We start from the raw sequence: 14,885 nt of genomic DNA, 5'->3' as shown, positions 1-14,885 counted from the left end.
TTAGTGTTCTCTGGTATCAAATGGTCCGGGCGGGACGGGATCGTCACCACCAGGGTGTAAAGGGTGGCATTTTAATACGCGTTTCACCGTCAACCAACTGCCTTTTATCACTCCAAACCTGCGCAATGCCTCAATTCCGTAGCTCGAACAGGTTGGAGTGAAACGGCAATGCGGCCCAAGCAGCGGACTGATCAGGCGTTGATAGACCCGAATAAGGGCTATCAGGACCCGCGAGCCAGGCGACAATGGCGACGCCATAATTTTTCCAACGCTTCCGAGAGAGCACGGTTATCGAGGTCAGCAACCCCTTTTTTCGCCACCACCACGAAATCCATTGCTGGAAGTTCGTGCTGACGTAAACGAAAGCTTTCACGTGTCAGACGTTTAATCCGATTGCGTTCATGCGCGCGTTTAACGTTTTTCTTGGCGACGGTAAGACCGATACGGGGATGCCCCAGCGAATTCAGGCGGCCGAGGATGGTGATTTGCGGCGTGCCAGCCCGTTGTGGCTGCTGGAAGACGAATGTGAAATGAGTGGGAGTTAACAAACGTAACTCCCTGGGAAATGCGAGCTTAACCACTCAGGGGCTAGCTTTTATTACTTAGAAACGGTCAGACGAGAACGGCCTTTAGCACGACGACGTGCCAGAACCTGACGACCATTTTTATTAGCCATACGAGCACGGAAGCCGTGAGAACGGTTGCGCTTCAGTACAGACGGTTGAAAAGTGCGTTTCATGGCGATTTCTACCTAAACTTGAATAAATTCACTGACTTTTGCGTATACCCGAACGAATTTCGAACGACTTACGCCACAGTGTGGGTGATTAAAGAGGCCGGATTGTAATAATTGTACACTCCGGAGTCAATTCTCTTTCCTTATTTCCCGCTTTTTTCCGCATGGTTTCGCGTATAAAACAGGCAGCGTTGACGCCGTAAGGCGACCGTTACTCGCTGGGGGTAAGAATTATACGGGCTGGCGGATAAAGCGCAAGGATCGCTCGGGATCTTTATTAGATCGTTTAAGCAGTAAAGCATCTTTACTCATTAATTTTTTCAATATGCGCGCTAAAACCTGCAGCACTTCTCCAGGATCGTTTACACTTAGCCGATTCTGGATCATCCTGTGGATAAATCGGGAAGAATCTGTGAGAAACAGAAGATCTCTTTCTCAGTTTACGCTATGATCCGCGGTCCTGATCGTTTCAATGGATCCTGATCGGGTAAAAATTGCAGATAGCAATTCGCACGTCACCCTTTGCATAGGGTCTTGTCGATGTGCGTCAACAATCATGAATGTTTCAGCCTTTGTCATTTATCGACTTTTGTTCGAGTGGAGTCCGCCGTGTCACTTTCGCTTTGGCAGCAGTGTCTTGCCCGATTGCAGGATGAGTTACCAGCCACAGAGTTCAGTATGTGGATACGCCCGTTGCAGGCGGAACTGAGCGATAACACGCTGGCTTTGTATGCGCCAAACCGTTTCGTGCTTGATTGGGTAAGGGATAAATACCTTAATAATATTAATGGATTACTCAATAACTTCTGTGGAGCGGATGCCCCGCAGCTGCGCTTTGAAGTCGGTACTAAACCCGTCACGCAAACGCTGAAAACGCCGGTAAACAACGTTGTTGCGCCCGCCTACGTGGCTCAGCAAGTGCAACCGCAACGTGCCGCTCCGGCGGCGCGCTCAGGCTGGGATAACGTCCCGGCACCGGCAGAACCTACCTATCGTTCTAACGTCAACGTCAAACACACGTTTGATAACTTCGTTGAAGGTAAATCTAACCAACTGGCGCGCGCGGCGGCACGTCAGGTGGCGGACAATCCTGGCGGCGCCTACAATCCGTTATTCCTTTATGGCGGTACGGGTCTGGGTAAAACCCACCTGCTGCACGCTGTCGGTAACGGTATTATGGCGCGTAAGCCAAACGCGAAAGTGGTGTATATGCACTCCGAACGTTTTGTGCAGGACATGGTTAAGGCCCTGCAAAACAACGCGATCGAAGAGTTTAAACGCTACTACCGTTCCGTGGATGCGCTGCTGATTGACGATATCCAATTCTTCGCGAATAAAGAACGATCGCAGGAAGAGTTTTTCCACACCTTTAACGCCCTGCTGGAAGGCAATCAGCAGATCATCCTGACTTCGGATCGCTATCCGAAAGAGATCAACGGCGTTGAAGATCGTCTGAAATCCCGCTTCGGCTGGGGACTGACTGTTGCGATCGAGCCGCCTGAGCTGGAAACGCGCGTCGCGATCCTGATGAAAAAAGCCGACGAAAACGACATTCGTCTGCCGGGTGAAGTGGCGTTCTTTATTGCCAAGCGTCTACGCTCTAACGTACGTGAGTTGGAAGGCGCGCTGAACCGTGTGATCGCCAACGCTAATTTTACCGGCCGGGCGATTACCATCGATTTCGTGCGCGAAGCGTTGCGCGATTTGCTGGCTTTGCAGGAAAAGCTGGTCACCATCGACAATATTCAGAAGACGGTGGCGGAGTATTACAAAATCAAAATTGCGGATCTGCTTTCTAAGCGTCGATCTCGCTCGGTAGCTCGTCCGCGCCAGATGGCGATGGCGCTGGCAAAAGAGCTCACTAACCACAGTCTGCCGGAAATTGGCGACGCGTTTGGTGGGCGTGACCATACTACCGTGCTTCATGCCTGTCGCAAGATTGAGCAGTTGCGTGAAGAAAGCCATGATATTAAAGAAGATTTCTCCAATTTAATCAGAACATTATCTTCGTGACGCTATGAAATTTACCGTTGAACGTGAACATTTATTAAAACCGCTTCAGCAGGTCAGCGGCCCGCTGGGTGGACGTCCTACACTGCCTATTCTCGGAAATCTGCTGCTGCAGGTTGCTGACGGTGCGCTTTCTCTGACCGGTACCGATCTCGAAATGGAGATGGTGGCGCGCGTGGCGCTGATCCAGCCTCATGAACCTGGTGCGACCACCGTTCCGGCGCGTAAATTCTTCGATATTTGTCGTGGGTTGCCGGAAGGCGCGGAAATTGCCGTTCAACTGGAAGGCGATCGCATGCTGGTGCGTTCTGGCCGCAGCCGTTTCTCGCTGTCTACGCTGCCTGCCGCCGACTTCCCGAATCTGGACGACTGGCAGAGCGAAGTCGAATTCACGCTGCCGCAGGCCACGATGAAGCGCCTGATTGAAGCCACGCAGTTTTCGATGGCGCATCAGGACGTGCGTTACTACTTAAACGGCATGCTGTTTGAAACCGAAGGGGAAGAGCTGCGTACCGTGGCGACCGACGGTCACCGCCTGGCGGTCTGTTCAATGCCAGTCGGTCAGCAGTTACCCAGCCATTCGGTGATCGTTCCGCGTAAAGGCGTGATTGAACTGATGCGTATGCTCGACGGCGGCGACAACCCGCTGCGCGTGCAGATTGGCAGCAACAACATTCGTGCACACGTGGGTGACTTCATCTTTACTTCCAAGCTGGTTGATGGCCGTTTCCCGGATTATCGCCGCGTATTGCCGAAGAATCCGGACAAACATCTGGAAGCCGGTTGCGATATCCTCAAACAGGCATTTGCTCGTGCGGCGATCCTCTCTAACGAGAAATTCCGCGGCGTGCGTCTGTATGTCAGTGAAAACCAGCTGAAAATAACCGCCAACAACCCGGAGCAGGAAGAAGCGGAAGAAATTCTGGATGTCTCCTATCCTGGTACTGAACTGGAAATCGGTTTTAACGTTAGCTACGTACTGGACGTACTGAACGCGCTGAAGTGCGAGAACGTTCGTATTCTGCTGACCGATTCCGTATCGAGCGTACAGATTGAAGATGCTGCCAGCCAGAGCGCGGCTTATGTTGTTATGCCAATGAGACTGTAATGTCGCTCACCCGTCTGTTGATCCGCGACTTTCGCAATATCGAAAGCGCGGATCTCGCTTTATCCCCTGGCTTTAACTTCCTGGTTGGCGCGAACGGCAGCGGCAAAACCAGCGTGCTGGAAGCCATCTATACGCTCGGCCACGGCCGGGCGTTTCGCAGTTTGCAGATTGGCCGCGTAATTCGCCACGAGCAGGAGTCGTTTGTTTTACACGGGCGTTTGCAGGGGGAAGAGCGTGAGACATCGATTGGCCTGACGAAAGACAAACTGGGCGACAGCAAAGTGCGCATTGACGGCACTGACGGGCACAAGGTCGCGGAACTGGCGCACCTGATGCCGATGCAGCTGATCACGCCAGAGGGGTTTACTTTACTCAATGGCGGCCCCAAATACAGAAGAGCATTCCTTGACTGGGGATGCTTTCACAATGAAGCCGGATTTTTCACCGCCTGGAGCAATCTGAAGCGACTGCTCAAGCAGCGCAACGCGGCCCTGCGCCAGGTGAGTCGTTATGAGCAACTGCGTCCGTGGGATAAAGAACTGATCCCGCTGGCGGAACAAATCAGCACCTGGCGCGCGGAGTACAGCGCCGGTATCGCGCAGGATATGGCGGATACCTGTCAGCAGTTTCTACCCGAATTTTCTCTCTCCTTCTCATTCCAGCGCGGCTGGGAGAAAGAGACCGATTATGCCGAAGTGCTGGAACGCAGTTTTGAACGCGATCGCATGTTGACCTACACCGCGCACGGTCCGCACAAAGCGGATTTTCGCATTCGCGCTGACGGTGCGCCGGTGGAAGACACGTTGTCGCGTGGGCAGCTAAAGCTGCTGATGTGCGCCTTACGTCTGGCGCAAGGGGAGTTCCTCACCCGCGAAAGTGGGCGGCGGTGTCTCTACCTGATAGATGATTTTGCCTCTGAACTTGATGATGCCCGTCGTGGGCTGTTAGCCAGCCGCTTAAAAGCGACGCAATCTCAGGTCTTTGTCAGCGCAATCAGCGCTGAACACGTTCTGGACATGTCGGACAAAAATTCGAAGATGTTCACCGTGGAAAAGGGTAAAATAACGGATTAACCCAAGTTTAAATGAGCGAGAAACGTTGATGTCGAATTCTTATGACTCCTCCAGTATCAAAGTCCTGAAAGGACTGGATGCGGTGCGTAAGCGCCCGGGTATGTATATCGGCGACACGGATGACGGCACCGGTCTGCACCACATGGTATTCGAGGTGGTAGATAACGCTATCGACGAAGCGCTCGCGGGTCACTGTAAAGATATCGTTGTAACGATTCACGCTGACAACTCCGTGTCCGTTACCGATGATGGCCGTGGTATCCCAACCGGTATCCACCCGGAAGAGGGCGTTTCGGCGGCGGAAGTTATCATGACCGTTCTGCACGCAGGCGGTAAATTCGATGATAACTCCTATAAAGTTTCCGGTGGTCTGCACGGCGTAGGTGTTTCCGTAGTAAACGCCCTGTCACAGAAACTGGAGCTGGTGATTCGTCGTGAAGGCAAAGTGCATCAGCAAACTTACGTGCACGGTGTGCCGCAGGCGCCGCTGGCGGTAACCGGCGAAACAGAAGCGACGGGTACTCAGGTACGTTTCTGGCCAAGCCACGAAACCTTTACCAACGTCGTTGAGTTTGAATACGAGATTCTGGCTAAGCGTCTGCGCGAGCTGTCGTTCCTGAACTCCGGCGTCTCTATTCGTCTGCGCGACAAGCGCGATGGTAAAGAAGACCATTTCCACTACGAAGGCGGCATTAAGGCGTTTGTTGAATACCTCAACAAAAACAAAACGCCGATCCACCCGAATATCTTCTACTTCTCCACCGAAAAAGACGGTATTGGCGTTGAAGTTGCGCTGCAGTGGAACGATGGTTTCCAGGAAAACATCTACTGCTTCACCAACAACATTCCGCAGCGTGACGGCGGTACTCACCTGGCAGGCTTCCGTGCGGCGATGACCCGTACCCTGAACGCCTACATGGATAAAGAAGGCTACAGCAAAAAAGCTAAAGTCAGCGCCACTGGTGACGATGCCCGTGAAGGCCTGATTGCCGTTGTTTCCGTGAAAGTACCGGATCCGAAGTTCTCCTCACAGACCAAAGACAAGCTGGTCTCCTCTGAGGTGAAATCGGCGGTAGAACAGCAGATGAACGAACTGCTGAGCGAATACCTGCTGGAAAACCCGTCTGACGCGAAAATTGTCGTTGGCAAAATTATTGATGCTGCACGTGCCCGTGAAGCGGCACGTCGCGCGCGTGAAATGACCCGTCGTAAAGGCGCGCTGGACTTAGCGGGCCTGCCGGGCAAGCTGGCGGACTGTCAGGAACGCGACCCGGCGCTGTCCGAACTGTACCTTGTGGAAGGGGACTCCGCGGGCGGTTCTGCGAAGCAGGGCCGTAACCGTAAAAACCAGGCGATTCTGCCGCTGAAGGGTAAAATCCTCAACGTCGAGAAAGCGCGCTTTGATAAAATGCTCTCTTCTCAGGAAGTGGCAACGCTGATCACCGCGCTCGGCTGTGGCATCGGTCGTGACGAGTACAACCCGGACAAACTGCGTTATCACAGCATCATCATCATGACCGATGCGGACGTCGACGGCTCGCATATTCGTACGCTGCTGTTGACCTTCTTCTATCGTCAGATGCCGGAAATTGTGGAACGCGGCCACGTTTACATTGCACAGCCACCGCTGTACAAAGTGAAAAAAGGCAAGCAGGAACAGTACATTAAAGATGACGAAGCGATGGATCAGTACCAAATTTCTATCGCTCTGGATGGCGCAACGCTACACACTAATGCCAGCGCACCTGCTCTTTCAGGTGAGTCGTTAGAAAAACTGGTTTCTGAATACAACGCGACGCAGAAAATGATTGGCCGTATGGAACGTCGTTTCCCGAAAGCGCTTCTGAAAGAACTGGTTTATCAACCGACGCTGCCGGAAGCTGATTTGGCGAACGAGCAGACCGTTACCCGCTGGGTTAATTCGTTGATTACCGAGCTGAACGAAAAAGAACAGCACGGCAGCCTGTGGAAGTTTGATATCCACCACAACGCAGAGCAGAACCTGTTTGAGCCGATTGTGCGCGTCCGTACTCACGGTGTGGATACCGACTATATTCTGGATCACGAGTTTGTGACCGGTGGCGAATACCGTCGTATTTGTACGCTCGGTGAGAAGCTGCGCGGGCTGATCGAAGACGATGCGTTTATCGAACGTGGCGAGCGCCGCCAGCCGGTTGCCAGCTTTGAGCAGGCGCTGGAATGGCTGCAGAAAGAGTCACGTCGCGGCCTCGCTATCCAGCGTTATAAAGGTCTGGGCGAGATGAACCCGGATCAGCTGTGGGAAACCACCATGGATCCGGAAAGCCGTCGTATGCTGCGCGTTACCGTGAAGGATGCGATTGCCGCCGACCAGCTCTTCACTACGCTGATGGGCGATGCCGTTGAACCGCGTCGCGCGTTTATCGAAGAAAACGCCCTGAAAGCGGCGAACATCGATATCTAACTTGCACCCAGGTCTACAACCGTCCTGCAAAAGGGGAATCTCGATTCCCCTTTCTATCCCCCTTTTCGTAGCTGTTTTTTGAGCGGAATCGCGTTAGCATGAGGACGGACTCATTTAATCCGGGGAACTCATGGCTATCAAACTTATTGCTATCGACATGGATGGCACACTTCTGCTGCCCGATCACACCATTTCACCCGCGGTCAAAACGGCGATTGCCGCAGCGCGCGCGCGTGGCGTAAATGTGGTGCTGACCACGGGGCGCCCGTATGCCGGCGTCCACAGCTATCTGAAAGAATTGCATATGGAAGAACCCGGTGACTACTGCATTACCTACAATGGTGCGCTAGTGCAGAAAGCAGGGGATGGCAGTACTGTCGCGCAAACCGCGCTGAGCTATGATGATTATCGTTATCTGGAGCAGCTCTCCCGGGACGTTGGCTCGCATTTCCACGCACTCGATCGCAACACCCTGTATACCGCGAACCGTGATATCAGCTACTACACGGTGCATGAATCGTTTGTTGCGACGATTCCGCTGGTGTTCTGTGAAGCCGAGAAAATGGATCCCGCAACCCAGTTCCTGAAAGTGATGATGATTGACGAGCCGGAGATCCTCGATAAAGCTATCTCGCGCATACCTGCGGAAGTAAAAGAGAAGTACACCGTGCTGAAAAGTGCACCGTATTTCCTCGAAATCCTCGATAAACGCGTCAATAAAGGGACTGGCGTGAAATCGCTGGCCGATGCGTTGGGTATAAAAGCCGAAGAGGTGATGGCGATTGGCGATCAGGAAAACGACATCGCGATGATTGAATACGCAGGCGTGGGCGTTGCCATGGACAACGCTATTGGATCAGTCAAAGAAATCGCCAACTTTGTGACGAAATCTAACCTTGAAGATGGCGTCGCGTATGCCATTGAGAAGTTTGCGCTGAAATAAGATGTTATGGGCAAATGCCTTGGCGCATTTGCCCTGTTTCAGCAATTAGTTGTGATACTGAGTGGTCACCTTGAGGAATATGCGCCACGCCGCTGCGCATTATCCATTTACGGGAAAACGCCGACGTCAGGGCCCGACTTTTCAGGATCTTGCCAAACAGTTTGAGACGTAACTTGCGGGTGGCTTTGCGGTAAGCGTGATTCATATCTGGTGCATCCCGCAACAATACAGATTTGAGCGCCTCCGCGCTGTCCAGCGCATAGCTAATCCCCTCCAGTGAGCTGGCGCTGATAAAACCGGCCGCTTCGCCAATCAAAAATGCGTTGTCCTTGCCACAGACGAAGTCTTTCCAGCGTGAAGGAAACAGCACCGTACATTTTTCACTTTTCACCGGTTTGCCGAACTGAAATTGGAACGCTTCCATCTTCGCTTTCAGCGCGTCAAAGCGCGCCTGGCCGTCCTTCATCGGGTAGGCACCGCCAAAGATAAAATAGCCATCTTTGCTGATACTCCAGGAATAACAGTCGGTTGCGTCGTTATCAAAAATGCAGGAATAGAACGGGACGGGATGCTTTTCCGCAAACCATTGTTGAATAGCAACATATTTACGGATCTGGTGCCGGGGATAGAGATGACGGCGTACCAGTGAGTTCGCGCCGTCGGCTCCCACCAGATAACGCGCGGTGATCTGCTGCTCCCAACCGTCGGCGCGGAAGATAACATGCCATTTATCGCCCTCGCGCCAGATTTTCCGACACAGGCTGTCGTGGTACACCTGTACATCATCAGGAATGAGAGATTTAAGCCATAAATCAAAAGCATGGCGGTTGATATTAATGTAGCTACGCTGATAGTTACGCGTCAAAGAGGCTGCAACATCAACCGTTTTAACGCTAAATATTTGTGGGTTAGCGATGACATCAACGGGTAAGGTTATCCCGTCGCGGATAAACGAACGCTGGGCATCCGGGGCTAACAGACCGCCGCAGGGTTTGGTGAAACCTTCGTTGCCGCACTGGTGTTTTTTATCCAACGCGATCACGCGCATTTTTCCACTCAACTGCCGCGCCAGCGCTGCGCCTGCCGGGCCTAACCCGATAATGGCTACGTCAAAATGTTCCATCTTTCTGTCCGCAAAAATGAAGATGGCGATACGCTAAAGCCTGAAAGTGAAGTGCTTGTGAAGTATGATTGCTGAAATCGTCTTGTATCAGGGCATTCCATGAAGCAAATCACCTTTACGCCGCGTAATCATCAGCTTACCAATATCAATACCTGGACACCGGACAGCCAGTGGCTGGTCTTTGATGTGCGCCCTTCCGGTGCCTCTTTTACCGGCGACACAATTGAGCGCGTCAATATTCATACTGGCGAGCTGGAGGTGATTTATCGGGCCATGCAGGGATCGCACGTTGGCGTGGTGACCGTTCATCCAAAGTTGGAAAAATATGTGTTTATTCATGGGCCTGAAAATCCTGATGAAACATGGCATTACGACTTCCATCATCGGCGTGGGGTGATAGCTACGCAGGCAAAAGTGGAGAATCTGGATGCGATGGATATTACCGCCCCATATACGCCGGGTGCGCTGCGCGGTGGTAGCCATGTGCATGTATTTAGCCCGAGCGGCGAGTTTGTCAGTTTCACCTATAACGACCATGTTTTGCATGAGCGCTCACCGGCGCTGGATTTACGCAATGTCGGTGTGGCTGCGCCCTATGGTCCGGTGACGGTCTCCGCGCAGCATCCCCGTGAGTACAGCGGGAGCCATTGGTGCGTGCTGGTAACCCAGACGACACCCACGCCTAAACCGGGTAGCGATGAGATTAACCGCGCCTATGAAGAGGGCTGGGTAGGGGAAAACAGACTGGCGTTTATCGGTGATACGTTATCAGTCACGGGCGAGAAAGTGCCGGAGTTATTTATTGTTGATTTACCACAGGATGAAAGCGGCTGGAAACAGCCGGGCGACGCTCCGCTGGAGGGCACTGAGGCAACAATGCCTGCGCCGCCATTCGGTATTAATCAACGCCGCCTGACGTTTACTCATGCGCGCGCCTTTCCCGGTCTGCTAAATCAGCCGCGCCATTGGGTGCGCAGTAATCCAAAGGCATCTGAGATTGCGTTTTTAATGCGTGATGACGTCGGCATTGTGCAACTGTGGCTGATTTCCCCACAAGGAGGGGAACCGCGTCAGCTTACCCGCTGCGCCACGGATATTCAGTCAGCATTCAACTGGCATCCGTCGGGGAAATGGCTGGGGTTTGTACTGGATAACAAAATTGCTTGTTGTGATGCTCAGACGGGAGAGGTAGATTTTTTAACGGACCGTCACGGCAACCCACCATCGGGCGATGCGATCATCTTCTCTCCTGATGGTCGACAGGTTGCATGGATGGAAGACGTCGAGGGTTTCCGCCAGCTGTGGGTGACAGAGACTGGACGTTAACTTAAGGTGCAGGCATTTCAGCCGGAGGGATAACGGCGTTCGCGGCCTGCGTTCTCTTCTCGCTTTTTTCTACACGGGATCTCACCGAGTTATCTTTGCGAAAGAGATCCCACGGAAGTAATACTGTATCCAGTACTGCGGTAAACGGCATATCCAGAATCGCCAGTGACTTGGTTCCCCAGTTTGTATCACTTTCGCTAATCATTGTGGCGCTGGCGCGCGTGCCAGGATACGTCCCTTCTTTGCCCCCGGTATGCGACATAATGCTGGAACAGCCGCTCACAAACGCCATCCCGCTGCACATTGTCAGTGTTACCAACATTTTTTTTATCATCATTTTTTCATCTGTATTTATTGTGTTTGCATGGTGAGTTAAAGCGATCCGTTGCGAAAATAACATCACCATTTCGTCACACTGTGGCGGCTATCGCGATTTAACGATAACAACTGCTCCCACCAGTGTATGCAATAGACAACAAACTGCAAAAAAAGTCAGATGAATACGCTTGAAAAGTTTGTATTAAGACCCATTTTTAGAGTGTAGACAAATGAAGGGCATGCCTGATGGGTGTCCTGGCTACCTGACCTGTCCATGATGGAAGGTCTATTATTCTCGCTGATTTCAGGAGCTATTGATTATGCGTAACTTTGATTTATCCCCGCTGTACCGTTCTGCTATTGGTTTTGATCGCCTGTTTAACCTGCTGGAAAACAATCAGGGCCAGAGCAATGGCGGCTACCCTCCGTATAACGTTGAGCTGGTAGACGAAAACCATTACCGAATTGCGATTGCCGTTGCTGGTTTTGCTGAAAGCGAACTGGAAATTACTGCCCAGGACAATCTGCTGGTGGTGAAAGGCGCCCATGCGGACGATCAAAAAGAACGTACTTACCTGTATCAGGGGATTGCCGAGCGCAACTTCGAACGTAAGTTCCAGTTAGCGGAGAACATTCATGTTCGCGGCGCGAACCTGGTGAATGGTCTGCTGTATATCGATCTCGAACGCGTGATTCCCGAGGCGAATAAGCCGCGCCGCATCGAAATCAACTAATTCTGTGGGCCGCTTCAGGCGGCCCTGCTAAGCAATCGGCTTGCCGTCAGGGAGCCAAAAGGTACTTACTCGCTTCTTAGAAGGAGATTATTATGCGTAACTACGATTTATCCCCACTGCTGCGTCAATGGATCGGTTTTGACAAACTGGCCAATGCCTTGCAAAACACGGGCGAAAGCCAGAGCTTCCCGCCTTATAACATCGAAAAGAGCGATGATAACCACTACCGCATTACCCTTGCGTTAGCCGGTTTCCGCCAGGAAGATCTGGATATTCAACTGGAAGGCACGCGCCTGACCGTGAAAGGTACGCCGCAGCAGCCGGAAAAAGAGACCAAATGGTTGCATCAGGGGCTGGTCACTCAGCCGTTCAGCCTGAGCTTTACGCTGGCTGAAAATATGGAAGTCTCCGGCGCAAGCTTCACTAACGGCTTGCTGCATATCGATTTGACCCGGAATGAACCTGAAACCATCGCTCCACAACGTATCGCCATCAGCGAACGTCCCGCATTAGACAGTTAAATAGCTCCATGCCTTTGCCCCGCCAGAAATGACGGGGCTTTTTTGTGCCTCAGCCCACATGAAACTATTATCTGGGAGGGCAGGATGCCGGAAGCGCTGCCATTGCCAGAAAAAAGCATTCAGCAATTTCAAATCGACGTGAAGAAAAACAGTAAAGAACGCCCTTCTCAAGCGCTCCTGGGCGCTTTGTAGCATGATAATGTGCGCCACTCTGCATTCATGCCTGAACGGTTCAGTCATAATCCTCGTTAAATAAAATGTTATTCACAGGGAACAGGAAAATGAGTGATATAGCATTGACGGTCAGCGTTCTGGCAATGGTGGCAGTTGTCGGATTATGGATCGGCAACATAAAAATACGTGGTGTTGGTTTTGGCATCGGAGGCGTGCTGTTCGGCGGTATTATTGTCGGGCATTTTGTCGATCAGGCAGGGATGACCCTGAGCGGTGACATGCTGCATTTTATTCAGGAATTTGGCCTGATTCTTTTCGTCTACACCATCGGTATTCAGGTGGGGCCGGGCTTTTTTGCGTCACTGCGCGTTTCGGGCCTACGGCTGAATCTGTTTGCCGTGCTGATTGTTATCATGGGTGGCCTGGTCACCGCGATCCTGCATAAGATTTTTGCCATTCCCCTTCCCGTGGTGCTGGGCATTTTTTCCGGTGCGGTCACCAATACTCCGGCGTTAGGCGCGGGGCAGCAGATTCTGCGCGATCTGGGTACTCCTGTTGATGTGGTGGATCAGATGGGGATGAGCTATGCCATGGCTTATCCTTTTGGTATCTGCGGTATTTTGCTCACTATGTGGCTGATGCGCCTAATTTTTCGCGTTAACGTCGATGCCGAAGCCCATCAGCATGAATCCACGCTGACCAACGGACACGCGCTGATTCAGACGATGAATATCCGTGTGGAAAACCCGAACCTCAACAATATGGCGATTCAGGATGTCCCAATCCTGAACAGCGACAAAATCATCTGCTCACGTTTGAAACGTGAAGAAACATTGATGGTGCCGTCGCCGGGGACGATTATTCAGATGGGTGACCTGCTACACCTGGTTGGTCAGCCTGCTGATCTGCACAACGCGCAGGTAGTGATTGGGCAGGAGGTGGACACATCGCTGTCGACGCGAGGTACCGATTTACGCGTTGAGCGCGTGGTGGTGACCAACGAACAGGTGCTGGGGAAACGAATCCGCGACCTGCATTTCAAAGAACGTTACGACGTGGTTATCTCCCGTCTGAACCGTGCGGGGGTTGAGCTGGTAGCCAGCAGCGACGCCAGCCTGCAGTTTGGCGACATCCTCAATCTGGTCGGCCGACCTTCCTCGATTGATACTGTTGCCAATGTGGTGGGTAACGCCCAACAAAAACTGCAGCAGGTGCAGATGCTGCCGGTATTTATCGGGATCGGGCTGGGTGTTCTGCTGGGTTCAATCCCGCTATTCATTCCGGGGTTCCCGGTGGCGCTAAAACTGGGGCTGGCCGGTGGGCCGCTGATTATGGCGTTGATCCTGGGGCGTATTGGCAGCATTGGTAAGCTGTATTGGTTTATGCCCCCCAGCGCTAACCTGGCGCTGCGAGAGTTGGGTATCGTGCTGTTTCTCGCAGTGGTTGGTCTGAAGTCAGGCGGTGATTTTGTTCATACCCTGACGCAGGGAGATGGCCTGAGCTGGGTGGGCTACGGTATTTTCATCACCGCGATTCCGCTGATTACCGTGGGGCTGCTGGCGAGGATTTTCGTCAAAATGAACTACCTCACGCTGTGCGGCATGCTGGCTGGCTCAATGACCGATCCGCCTGCACTGGCATTTGCTAACAACCTGCATGCTACCAGCGGGGCTGCGGCGCTGTCGTATGCGACCGTTTATCCGCTGGTGATGTTCCTGCGAATTATCACGCCGCAACTGCTGGCGGTGATTTTTTGGGGGATGGGTTAAAGAGCGAGTATCCGGCCTGCATCACCTGTAGGCCGGGTAAGATGAACGTCGCCATCTGGCATGCAAACTAAACCGGTGAAACGTTGCCGAGAAAGGAGAAGATCAGAATAAGCAGGATGATGGCGCAGATAATTCCAATACCAAAAAGCAGGGCGTGAAAGGCGAGCGTTCCGCCACCAAAGCACATCGCACCACAAATACCCCAACGATTTTCTTTGCGCATGCCGCCAATAAATGCACATACCAGCGCGATGACGGCAAGAGCAATGCCGCTGTTATCCAGTATCTTATCGATATCTGTTGCTGGTTTTTCCACTGCGGCAGACGCTTGTTCGCCTTTCAGTCCAGCAAGAATACCGTTTTTAACGGCAGATACCTTCTCTGATACCACGCTTTCAAGCGTAGGAGGCGGGGCGGAAAAAGGGCCGAAAGAAAAATGAAAAATGCCAAGGATCAATGCAATGGCGCCAAAAAGCATTCCCAATGAGCTACATTTGTTTTGCGATAATATGTCCATCAGACCTCCTTGTGCTGGATGGCATAAAGAGTATCAGCAATACCATGTTCGCAATTCTGAAAGTGAGCAGCGTTGTAGCTGAACTGTGAA

General features: G+C 52.4%; 17 protein-coding genes and 1 other annotated feature. Of the genes, 9 read left to right on the top strand and 8 right to left on the bottom strand.

Annotated elements, in window-relative coordinates:
- From yidD to OGV75_RS23635, 4 genes are all read right to left on the bottom strand, one after another.
- Complete coding sequence (gene yidD / locus OGV75_RS07330; protein ID WP_003023846.1) at positions 1–258, bottom strand: membrane protein insertion efficiency factor YidD; 258 nt, start codon at positions 256–258, stop codon at positions 1–3.
- Positions 222–581 (bottom strand): ribonuclease P protein component, encoded by a 360-nt coding sequence (gene rnpA / locus OGV75_RS07325; protein ID WP_003844432.1) that lies wholly within the window; start codon positions 579–581, stop codon positions 222–224. Before rnpA ends, yidD begins: the two co-directional genes overlap by 37 nt.
- Positions 582–598: 17 nt before the next feature.
- The gene (rpmH, locus tag OGV75_RS07320; protein ID WP_003023858.1) at positions 599–739 is read right to left on the bottom strand and encodes a 50S ribosomal protein L34; all 141 of its coding nucleotides are present in this window, start codon (positions 737–739) and stop codon (positions 599–601) included.
- Positions 740–967: 228 nt separating this feature from the next.
- A complete protein-coding gene (locus OGV75_RS23635; RefSeq protein WP_420361643.1) occupies positions 968–1,048 on the bottom strand; it encodes a hypothetical protein in 81 nt (26 codons plus the stop codon).
- A 297-nt stretch (positions 1,049–1,345) separates the two neighbouring features.
- Here OGV75_RS23635 and dnaA point away from each other — a divergent pair, with 297 nt between their 5' ends.
- From dnaA to yidA, 5 genes are all read left to right on the top strand, one after another.
- Entirely contained in the window at positions 1,346–2,749 is a 1,404-nt protein-coding gene (gene dnaA, locus OGV75_RS07315; RefSeq protein WP_016155069.1) for a chromosomal replication initiator protein DnaA, read from the top strand.
- 4 nt (positions 2,750–2,753) lie between these two features.
- The gene (gene dnaN / locus OGV75_RS07310; RefSeq protein WP_016155068.1) at positions 2,754–3,854 is read left to right on the top strand and encodes a DNA polymerase III subunit beta; all 1,101 of its coding nucleotides are present in this window, start codon (positions 2,754–2,756) and stop codon (positions 3,852–3,854) included.
- Entirely contained in the window at positions 3,854–4,927 is a 1,074-nt protein-coding gene (gene recF, locus OGV75_RS07305; RefSeq protein ID WP_016155067.1) for a DNA replication/repair protein RecF, read from the top strand. The genes dnaN and recF overlap by 1 nt, the downstream gene beginning before the upstream one ends.
- A 28-nt stretch (positions 4,928–4,955) precedes the next feature.
- On the top strand, positions 4,956–7,370 hold the full coding sequence (gyrB, locus tag OGV75_RS07300) for a DNA topoisomerase (ATP-hydrolyzing) subunit B (protein WP_016157816.1): 2,415 nt from the start codon (positions 4,956–4,958) through the stop codon (positions 7,368–7,370).
- Positions 7,371–7,500: 130 nt separating this feature from the next.
- Positions 7,501–8,313 carry a sugar-phosphatase gene (gene yidA, locus OGV75_RS07295; protein WP_016155065.1) on the top strand — a complete coding sequence of 271 codons (813 nt, stop codon included), beginning with the start codon at positions 7,501–7,503 and terminating at the stop codon, positions 8,311–8,313.
- Between the two features lie 4 nt (positions 8,314–8,317).
- On the opposite strand, the gene cbrA is transcribed toward yidA, so the two are convergent.
- Positions 8,318–9,436 carry a colicin M resistance lipid reductase CbrA gene (cbrA, locus tag OGV75_RS07290; protein ID WP_049271669.1) on the bottom strand — a complete coding sequence of 373 codons (1,119 nt, stop codon included), beginning with the start codon at positions 9,434–9,436 and terminating at the stop codon, positions 8,318–8,320.
- A 99-nt stretch (positions 9,437–9,535) separates the two neighbouring features.
- Here cbrA and OGV75_RS07285 point away from each other — a divergent pair, with 99 nt between their 5' ends.
- Positions 9,536–10,762 (top strand): YidR family protein, encoded by a 1,227-nt coding sequence (locus OGV75_RS07285; protein ID WP_131405458.1) that lies wholly within the window; start codon positions 9,536–9,538, stop codon positions 10,760–10,762.
- A gap of 1 nt (position 10,763) precedes the next feature.
- On the opposite strand, the gene OGV75_RS07280 is transcribed toward OGV75_RS07285, so the two are convergent.
- Positions 10,764–11,096, bottom strand: a complete 333-nt coding sequence (locus OGV75_RS07280; RefSeq protein ID WP_165501425.1) for a YceK/YidQ family lipoprotein — start codon at positions 11,094–11,096, stop codon at positions 10,764–10,766.
- Positions 11,097–11,334: 238 nt separating this feature from the next.
- Positions 11,335–11,407, top strand: a sequence feature (ROSE (Repression Of Heat Shock gene Expression) occurs in the 5'-region of heat shock genes and acts as an RNA thermometer to modulate expression.).
- Here OGV75_RS07280 and ibpA point away from each other — a divergent pair.
- Together ibpA and ibpB are read left to right on the top strand one after the other, a co-directional pair.
- Positions 11,401–11,814: a small heat shock chaperone IbpA gene (gene ibpA, locus OGV75_RS07275; protein ID WP_003023882.1), complete on the top strand. Its 414-nt coding sequence runs from the start codon at positions 11,401–11,403 to the stop codon at positions 11,812–11,814. (Overlaps the previous feature by 7 nt.)
- Before the next feature lie 92 nt (positions 11,815–11,906).
- Positions 11,907–12,335 (top strand): small heat shock chaperone IbpB, encoded by a 429-nt coding sequence (ibpB, locus tag OGV75_RS07270; RefSeq protein WP_003827096.1) that lies wholly within the window; start codon positions 11,907–11,909, stop codon positions 12,333–12,335.
- Here ibpB and OGV75_RS07265 read toward each other — a convergent pair.
- The gene (locus OGV75_RS07265) at positions 12,324–12,575 is read right to left on the bottom strand and encodes a hypothetical protein (RefSeq protein WP_143367152.1); all 252 of its coding nucleotides are present in this window, start codon (positions 12,573–12,575) and stop codon (positions 12,324–12,326) included. The two genes, ibpB and OGV75_RS07265, sit on opposite strands and share 12 nt — an antisense overlap.
- A gap of 41 nt (positions 12,576–12,616) precedes the next feature.
- Between OGV75_RS07265 and OGV75_RS07260 the strand changes: the two genes are divergently transcribed.
- A complete protein-coding gene (locus tag OGV75_RS07260; RefSeq protein WP_046276202.1) occupies positions 12,617–14,278 on the top strand; it encodes a putative transporter in 1,662 nt (553 codons plus the stop codon).
- Between the two features lie 67 nt (positions 14,279–14,345).
- Here the strand turns inward: OGV75_RS07260 and yidI are convergent, their stop codons facing one another.
- Positions 14,346–14,795, bottom strand: a complete 450-nt coding sequence (gene yidI, locus OGV75_RS07255; RefSeq protein WP_200014320.1) for an inner membrane protein YidI — start codon at positions 14,793–14,795, stop codon at positions 14,346–14,348.
- Between the last annotated feature and the right edge of the window lie 90 nt (positions 14,796–14,885).

The organism is Citrobacter sp. Cb028 (genome assembly GCF_030336705.1).
Taxonomy (GTDB): Bacteria; Pseudomonadota; Gammaproteobacteria; order Enterobacterales; family Enterobacteriaceae; genus Citrobacter; species Citrobacter braakii.
This window is presented reverse-complemented; position numbering and strand designations above follow the sequence as displayed.

What these genes read in the sequence shown, in the direction of transcription:
- yidD (WP_003023846.1), bottom strand. Translation starts at nt 258, where the DNA reads ATGGCGTCGCCATTGTCGCCTGGCTCGCGGGTCCTGATAGCCCTTATT.
- rpmH (WP_003023858.1), bottom strand. Translation starts at nt 739, where the DNA reads ATGAAACGCACTTTTCAACCGTCTGTACTGAAGCGCAACCGTTCTCAC.
- OGV75_RS23635 (WP_420361643.1), bottom strand. Translation starts at nt 1,048, where the DNA reads ATGAGTAAAGATGCTTTACTGCTTAAACGATCTAATAAAGATCCCGAG.
- dnaN (WP_016155068.1), top strand. Translation starts at nt 2,754, where the DNA reads ATGAAATTTACCGTTGAACGTGAACATTTATTAAAACCGCTTCAGCAG.
- recF (WP_016155067.1), top strand. Translation starts at nt 3,854, where the DNA reads ATGTCGCTCACCCGTCTGTTGATCCGCGACTTTCGCAATATCGAAAGC.
- gyrB (WP_016157816.1), top strand. Translation starts at nt 4,956, where the DNA reads ATGTCGAATTCTTATGACTCCTCCAGTATCAAAGTCCTGAAAGGACTG.
- yidA (WP_016155065.1), top strand. Translation starts at nt 7,501, where the DNA reads ATGGCTATCAAACTTATTGCTATCGACATGGATGGCACACTTCTGCTG.
- cbrA (WP_049271669.1), bottom strand. Translation starts at nt 9,436, where the DNA reads ATGGAACATTTTGACGTAGCCATTATCGGGTTAGGCCCGGCAGGCGCA.
- OGV75_RS07285 (WP_131405458.1), top strand. Translation starts at nt 9,536, where the DNA reads ATGAAGCAAATCACCTTTACGCCGCGTAATCATCAGCTTACCAATATC.
- OGV75_RS07280 (WP_165501425.1), bottom strand. Translation starts at nt 11,096, where the DNA reads ATGATAAAAAAAATGTTGGTAACACTGACAATGTGCAGCGGGATGGCG.
- ibpA (WP_003023882.1), top strand. Translation starts at nt 11,401, where the DNA reads ATGCGTAACTTTGATTTATCCCCGCTGTACCGTTCTGCTATTGGTTTT.
- ibpB (WP_003827096.1), top strand. Translation starts at nt 11,907, where the DNA reads ATGCGTAACTACGATTTATCCCCACTGCTGCGTCAATGGATCGGTTTT.
- OGV75_RS07265 (WP_143367152.1), bottom strand. Translation starts at nt 12,575, where the DNA reads ATGACTGAACCGTTCAGGCATGAATGCAGAGTGGCGCACATTATCATG.
- OGV75_RS07260 (WP_046276202.1), top strand. Translation starts at nt 12,617, where the DNA reads ATGAGTGATATAGCATTGACGGTCAGCGTTCTGGCAATGGTGGCAGTT.
- yidI (WP_200014320.1), bottom strand. Translation starts at nt 14,795, where the DNA reads ATGGACATATTATCGCAAAACAAATGTAGCTCATTGGGAATGCTTTTT.